Source organism: Mesorhizobium sp. M2C.T.Ca.TU.002.02.1.1, from assembly GCF_003997225.1.
Genome location: NZ_RZTO01000297.1, coordinates 1 through 6689 on the forward strand (window position 1 = coordinate 1; position 6689 = coordinate 6689).

Annotated in this window: 7 protein-coding genes; 4 read left to right on the plus strand and 3 right to left on the minus strand. The window is 64.1% G+C overall.

The window, feature by feature from the left end:
* The 3 genes from EOD07_RS17105 to EOD07_RS17115 all read right to left on the minus strand — a co-directional run.
* Window positions 1-727: LLM class flavin-dependent oxidoreductase (locus EOD07_RS17105; RefSeq protein WP_127236304.1), on the minus strand; the 727-nt coding region annotated here is incomplete at its 3' end.
* On the minus strand, window positions 724-1692 hold the full coding sequence (locus tag EOD07_RS17110) for an LLM class flavin-dependent oxidoreductase (RefSeq protein WP_127236305.1): 969 nt from the start codon (window positions 1690-1692) through the stop codon (window positions 724-726). The genes EOD07_RS17105 and EOD07_RS17110, both read right to left, overlap by 4 nt.
* A 429-nt stretch (window positions 1693-2121) precedes the next feature.
* Window positions 2122-3042 (minus strand): LysR family transcriptional regulator, encoded by a 921-nt coding sequence (locus EOD07_RS17115; protein ID WP_073989240.1) that lies wholly within the window; start codon window positions 3040-3042, stop codon window positions 2122-2124.
* 139 nt (window positions 3043-3181) lie between these two features.
* Here EOD07_RS17115 and EOD07_RS17120 point away from each other — a divergent pair, with 139 nt between their 5' ends.
* The 4 genes from EOD07_RS17120 to EOD07_RS17135 form a co-directional block, all read left to right on the plus strand.
* The gene (locus tag EOD07_RS17120) at window positions 3182-4408 is read left to right on the plus strand and encodes a urate hydroxylase PuuD (RefSeq protein ID WP_127236306.1); all 1227 of its coding nucleotides are present in this window, start codon (window positions 3182-3184) and stop codon (window positions 4406-4408) included.
* Window positions 4409-4410: 2 nt separating this feature from the next.
* Window positions 4411-5724, plus strand: a complete 1314-nt coding sequence (gene guaD, locus EOD07_RS17125) for a guanine deaminase (protein WP_127236307.1) — start codon at window positions 4411-4413, stop codon at window positions 5722-5724.
* Window positions 5725-5799: 75 nt separating this feature from the next.
* Window positions 5800-6303, plus strand: coding sequence for a heme-degrading domain-containing protein (locus tag EOD07_RS17130; protein ID WP_127236308.1), 504 nt, complete (start codon window positions 5800-5802; stop codon window positions 6301-6303).
* Window positions 6300-6689: DUF4147 domain-containing protein (locus EOD07_RS17135; RefSeq protein WP_127236309.1), on the plus strand; the 390-nt coding region annotated here is incomplete at its 3' end. The genes EOD07_RS17130 and EOD07_RS17135, both read left to right, overlap by 4 nt.

Sequence of the window (6689 nt, forward strand, 5' to 3'; positions counted from 1 at the left end):
GGCCATAGGCGGCGAGCCGCGCCTTGAGGTCGTCATAGAAGGCCTTGGCTTCCTCGAAGGTCTGTGCCGCCGAGAACACGACATCGGCGGTGCGTGCCGCAAGATCCTTGCCATCGTCCGATGCCCCGGCCTGCACCATCACCGGCGCGCCTTGCGGCGAGGGCGGGATATCGAGCGGATCGCGCACCGAGAAGCTTTCGCCGTCATGGCCGGCCGGGCGCCGGTTCCACAAGCCGGTGATCACCGTGGCGAACTCGCGCGCCCGCGCATAACGGTCCGCGTGCGGCCGCAGGCCGGTCGCGCCGAAATTCGCCGCTTCGATCGGGCTTGCCGAGGTGACGAGGTTCCAGCCGGCCCGCCCGCCGCTCAGATTGTCGAGCGAGGCGAACATGCGCGCCAGCCCATAGGGCTCGTTGTAGCTGGTCGATGCCGTGGAAACCAAGCCGATGCGCTCGGTCTGCGCGGCCAGCGCCGAAAGCAGGCTGATCGGCTCGAAGCCGATCGAGCGCGAGGTCTGGCTGGCAATGTCGACATTCGCCTCGCGCAGGCCGGCGGCGTCCTCGCAGAACACCATGTCGAACTTCGCCGCTTCCGCCGTACGGGCAAGCGCGATGTAATGATCGATGTCGATGCCGGCCCTCACATGTGCGTCCTGATGCCGCCAGGCCGCTATGTGGTGGCCGGTCGCCCACAAAAACAGGCCGAGCTTCATCTGGCGCGTGCTCATTGTGCGCCTCCATCGCCGAGCCCGAGGTGGGCACGCAGCGTCGTGTCGGCATAGTAAGCAGAGCGGTCAGAGTTTCGACGGCGCAATTCTGGCACGATGCGATCGGTGAAACCGTTGATCGCGGAAAGATCAGCCGGCAAAGCGAAGATGAGGCCGTCACAGCTTTCTGCGCCCAACCACGTCTCCAGCCTTGCGGCGGTGAGGTCGGGCGCGAAAACTGTCGTCAGCACTTTCAGGGCGTCAAGCGTTCGTCCGGCGGTCAGCACCCGTTTCTTGAGATCGTCGCAGGTCGCTCTAGCGCCTTCCGGCGATGGTTCCTCAATCGCTATGACATCGGCGACGCCGGCGGCGAAATCGAGGTCGGCCCCGGCGAGGCCGGACATGGCCAGCACCGGCATGTCCTGCGGCGAGCGGGCGATGTTCAGCGGTCCGCGCACCGCGAAGAACTCGCCCTTATGATCGAGGAAGTGCATCTTGCGGGCATCGTGGAAACGGCCGCCCGCCTTGTCGAACAGCAAGGCGTCCGCGTCCCAGCCTCGCCACAGCCCTTGCACGATGCCGATGAATTCCTCAGCGCGCCGCCGGAAATCATCGTTCGGAATGCCTGCCGGTCGGCTGAAATTGGCCGCCTCGAGCGGGCTCTGCCGCAGTGTCGCGTTCCAGCCGACGCGGCCATGGCTGATGATATCGAGGGATGCAAAACGTCGCGCCAGGTTGTAGGGCTGGTGTGCAAGCGTCGAGGCACTCGCCACGAGGCCTATCTTCTCTGTTACGGTGGCCAGTGCGGCAAGAAGGGTTGTCGCTTCGAACGGGCTGGTCGATGGCTCGCCGCTCGTCAGCGAGTCGGAAATGATGACCATGTCGACACCGGCCGCCTCCGCCTGCCGGACGAAAGTGCTGATCTGGCCGAAGTCGAGGGCTTCTTGTCCTGTGGCTGCGATGTTGAGCGAAACGGCGAAATGCATGTGACGGCCCTTCGGCTGCCCTGAAATCGGGCAGACGTCTGGTCACCAACCTAGGCCCCTCTTCGCGCATGGCAACGGGATGGAGTGGGCCACCAGCCTGTCACTTGCCGGCCAGCCTTCTTCTGCCTAGAGGCAGAAATCTTGGCCCGAATGTCGTCTTGGCGGCGACATACTTCGACGATTAGAGCGAACGCCCCTCGCGGTCGCCATTCTATGGCGGAGCAAGGAGCGAAGCGACGCGGCGCAGACCATGGAATCCATTCCGCGATTTCGAAGCGCCGCCCAACGATGCAGAATTCTGCGCCCCTGCGCCATACGATTAAGGTTACGGAATGGATCCTCGGGTCTGCGCGCCGCTTCGCGTCGCTCCGCCCGTGGATGACGATATCGCGGAGGCTTCGGCCAAACGGCGACGGAGCGCTATCGCCCTTACTTCCCGGCCAAAATATCCTTGATCAGCCGCTGGCAGCGCTCGGCCATGAAGTCGAGCAGCAGCCGCACCTTCGGGTCCTGCAGCTTCTTGTGCGGATAGACGGCGGCGAACTGCACCGCGGTTGGCGGCGTCTGCGGCAGAATCACTTTCAGCCGCTGGTCGCGGATGAAGGGCTCGACCTCGAAGCGCGGCTTGTTGATGATGCCGCGCCCCGACAGCGCCCAGCCGGTCAGAACGTCGCCATCGTCGGTGTCGTAGGGGCCGTGCACCTCGAACTTCTGCGGGCCGCCCTGCGTCTGCAGCGTCCAGACATATTCGCGCGCGCCGGCATAGCGCAGCATCAGGCAGTCGTGCTTCTTGCCGACCAGCTCCTGCGGCTCAACCGGTTCGCCGCGCGCTTCCAGATATTTCGGCGCCGCCACCAGCACGCGCTCGCATTCCATGATGCCGCGCATCCGAAGGCTGGAATCCTCGATGATGCCGAGCCGGAAGGCGACGTCGATGCCTTCCTTCATGATATCGACATTGTGGTCGGAGAGCCTGAGCCGCACCTCGATATCGGGGTATTTGTCGTGGAAATCCGGAATGCCGGATGCGATCAGGCGGCGGCCGAGGCCAAGCGGCGCCGTGACCCTGATGGTGCCGCGCGGCTGGCCGGAAAGGGCTGCGACCGCCGCCTCCGCCTCCGTGATCGCATCCAGCACCTGCTTGGCGCCGGTGTAGAACACCGTGCCGTGCTCGGTCGGCATCAGTTGACGGGTCGTGCGGTTGAACAGCCGGACGCCGAGGTGCTTTTCCAGTTCCTTGATGCGGTTGGAGGCGACCGCCGGCGAAATGCGCATGTCGCGCCCCGCCGCCGAAAGATTGCCGAGCTCGACGACGCGGACGAAGACGGCGATGTTGTCGAGATAGGCCATGCGGGTTTCGTGGCTCTCAAACGGCTGCGAGGGGTAACCGTAGTATTTTCCATTTTTTTTTGAAAGTCATCGCGCACCTCGCCTCTTTTCGTTTGCGCGCCAGACCGTAAAGTCGCTCTCATCGGCAGGGACGAGTGCAATGATGGATTTCGCGATTTTCTGGGACTGGCTGAGTTTTGCGGTCCGCTGGCTGCACGTCATCACCGGCATCGCCTGGATCGGCTCGTCCTTCTATTTCGTCGCGCTCGATCTCGGCCTGCGTCAGCGCCCCGGCCTGCCTGCCGGCGCCTTTGGCGAAGAATGGCAGGTGCATGGCGGCGGCTTCTACCACATCCAGAAATACCTTGTGGCACCGGCCGAAATGCCGGAGCACCTCACCTGGTTCAAATGGGAATCCTACGCCACCTGGCTGTCGGGCTTCGCCATGCTCTGCGTCGTCTATTATGCCGGCGCCGATCTCTTCTTGATCGACCCCAATGTGCTCAACATCTCGGTGCCGGTCGGCATCCTCCTGTCGCTGGCTACCATCGGCGTCGGCTGGATCGTCTACGACCTGCTCTGCCGCTCGCCATTGGGCAAGAGCGACACCGGGCTGATGCTGGTGCTCTATTGCGTGCTGGTGTTCATCGCCTGGGGGCTCACCCATCTCTTCACCGGTCGCGCCGCCTTCCTGCATCTCGGCGCCATCACCGCCACGATCATGTCGGCCAATGTCTTCATGGTCATCATCCCCAACCAGAAGATCGTCGTCGCCGACCTGATCGCCGGCCGCAAGCCGGATCCGAAATACGGCAAGATCGCCAAGCAGCGCTCGCTGCACAACAACTACCTGACCTTGCCGGTCCTGTTCCTGATGCTCTCGAACCACTATCCGCTGGCCTTCGGCACTGAGTTCAACTGGGTCATCGCCTCGCTGGTCTTCATCATTGGCGTCTTGATCCGGCACTATTTCAACACCGTGCATGCCAGGAAGGGCAATCCCACCTGGACCTGGCTGGGTGCGGCCGTGCTGTTCATGATCATCATCTGGCTGTCGACCGTGCCGAAAGTGCTGACCGGCGAGCCGAAGGCTTCCGCCGCATCCGCCGCCGCGCAGGTCTACATAGCGTCGGCCCACTTCCCGGCCGTGCGCGACACCGTTCTCGGCCGCTGCTCCATGTGCCATACGGAAGAGCCGGTCTATGAAGGCATCTACCATGCGCCGAAGGGCGTGCTGCTCGACACCGACGAGCGCATCGCCGAGCATGCGCGCGAAATCTATATCCAGGCCGGCCGGGCGCATGCCATGCCGCCCGCCAACGTCAGCCACATCACCGACCAGGAACGGGCCCTTCTGGTCGCCTGGTTCGAAGGCGCCGGAAAGTAAGCATGACAGCGAAAATTCTGCGCGGCCGCACGCTCTCCTTCCTGCGCTGGCCCGAAGCGGTCGACGACCGTTCCGCCTGGCGCTACGAGGAGGATGGCGCCCTGCTGATCGAAAACGGCAGGATCGTCGCCGCCGGTTCCTATGCCGAGGTCAAGAAGAAAGCGGTCGTGGGCGTCGAGACGATCGACCATCGCCCGCACCTCATCCTGCCGGGTTTCCTCGACGCCCATGTGCATGTGCCGCAGATGCAGATCATCGCCTCCTACGGCGCCGAGCTGCTCGACTGGCTGAACAAATACACCTTTCCCGAAGAGTCGAAATTCCAGAACGCGCAGCATGGCCGCCGCATCGCCAGGCTGTTCCTCGACGAAATGCTGCGCCACGGCACGACGACGGTCGCTGCCTACTGCTCGGTGCACAAATCTTCCGCCGAAGCCTTCTTCGCCGAGTCGCATGAGCGCAACATGCTCAACATCGCCGGCAAGGTGATGATGGACCGCAACGCGCCGGACGGCGTCCTCGACACGCCGAAGACGGGCTACGATGACAGCAAGGCCCTGATCGCCGAATGGCACGGCAAGGGCCGCCAGCACTATGCCATCACGCCGCGCTTCGCCATCACCTCGACGCCCGAGCAGATGGAGATGGCCGGCGCTCTCTGCCGCGAGCATCCCGGCCTGCACATGCAGACGCATCTGTCGGAAAACCACGCCGAGATCGCCTTCACCCAGGAGCTTTATCCCTGGTCGCGCGACTACACCGACGTCTACGAGCATTACGGCCTGCTCGGCAAAAAGAGCCTGTTCGGCCACTGCATCCATCTGTCGGAGCGCGAGGCCGATGCGCTGTCGCAATCGGGCTCGGTGGCGGTGTTCTGCCCGACCTCAAACCTCTTCCTCGGCTCCGGCCTGTTCGACTACCAGCGTTATCGCCGGCGCGAGAAGCCGCTCAGGATCGCGGCCGCGACCGATGTGGGCGGCGGCACCAATTATTCGATGCTGCGCACCATGGACGAGGGCTACAAGGTGATCGCGCTGAACGGCGAGAAGCTCAACCCGTTCCAGTCCTTCTGGCAATTGACGCGCGGCAATGCCGAGGCACTGTCGGTGGCCGACAAGGTCGGCACGCTGGAGGAAGGCACCGATGCCGACATCGTCGTGCTCGATGCCCATGCGACGCCTGGCATGCGGCTCAGGATGGAAACGGTCGAGACGCTGGCCGAGGAGCTGTTCCTCTTGCAGACGCTGGGCGACGACCGCGCCGTGCGCGAGGTCTATGTTGCGGGGCGGCCGGCAAAGAGCGCGATTGTCGCATAGATTAAACGTGCTCTTCGCTTGACCCCGCGTCAGCCATCGGCCAAAGCGTGCGTCGGCATTTGACAGGGGAACGCCATGGCCACCGCCGACGACATCGCTCTGATCAAGAAACAGGAAGCCACGCTGGTCTTCCCCGCTTTCGATGAGGCCGTGGCCTTCAAGATCGGTTCCGCCATCCGGGACCGGGCTCTCAAGGAGGATCTGCCGATCATCGTCGACATCAGGACCTTCGACCGGCCGCTCTTCTATGCCGCAATGCCGGGCTCCAACGCCTCCAATCCCGACTGGGCGCGGCGCAAGATCAACGTCGTGAAGCGTTATCTCAGAAGCACTTATCGCCTCGTGCTGGAACAGCAGCGCCCGGATCGCACGTTCAAGGTCGGCGAGGGCCTGGACATCGCCGACTATGTGCTCGCGGGCGGCGGCTTCCCGGTCACCGTCAAGGGCGCCGGCGTCATCGGCGTCATCGCCGTTTCGGGCCTGCCGGAGCGCGAGGACCATGGCGTCGTCGTTGACGCCCTTTGCGCCCATCTTGGCATCGATGCGAGCGGGCTCGCACTGCCGCCGGAAGACAAATGACCGACCCGAAAACCTTACTCACCTCGATCTTCAACGCCGCCGTCGCCGCCGCCGACCCGGAAAAGACGATCCGCAATCATTTGCCGGCAAAGCCGAAGGGCCGCACCATCGTCATCGGCGCGGGCAAGGGCTCGGCGCAGATGGCGGCAGCCTTCGAGAAGGTCTGGGACGGTCCGATCGATGGCCTTGTCGTCACCCGCTACGGCTATGGCGCGAAATGCGAGCGCATCGAGATCATCGAGGCGGCGCATCCGGTGCCGGACGCCGCTGGCCTCGAGGCCTCGCGCCGGCTGCTGGAAAAGGTGCGCGGCCTGACCGCCGACGATCTGGTGGTGGCGCTGATTTCCGGCGGCGGCTCGGCCCTGCTGCCGTCGCCCGCTCCCGGA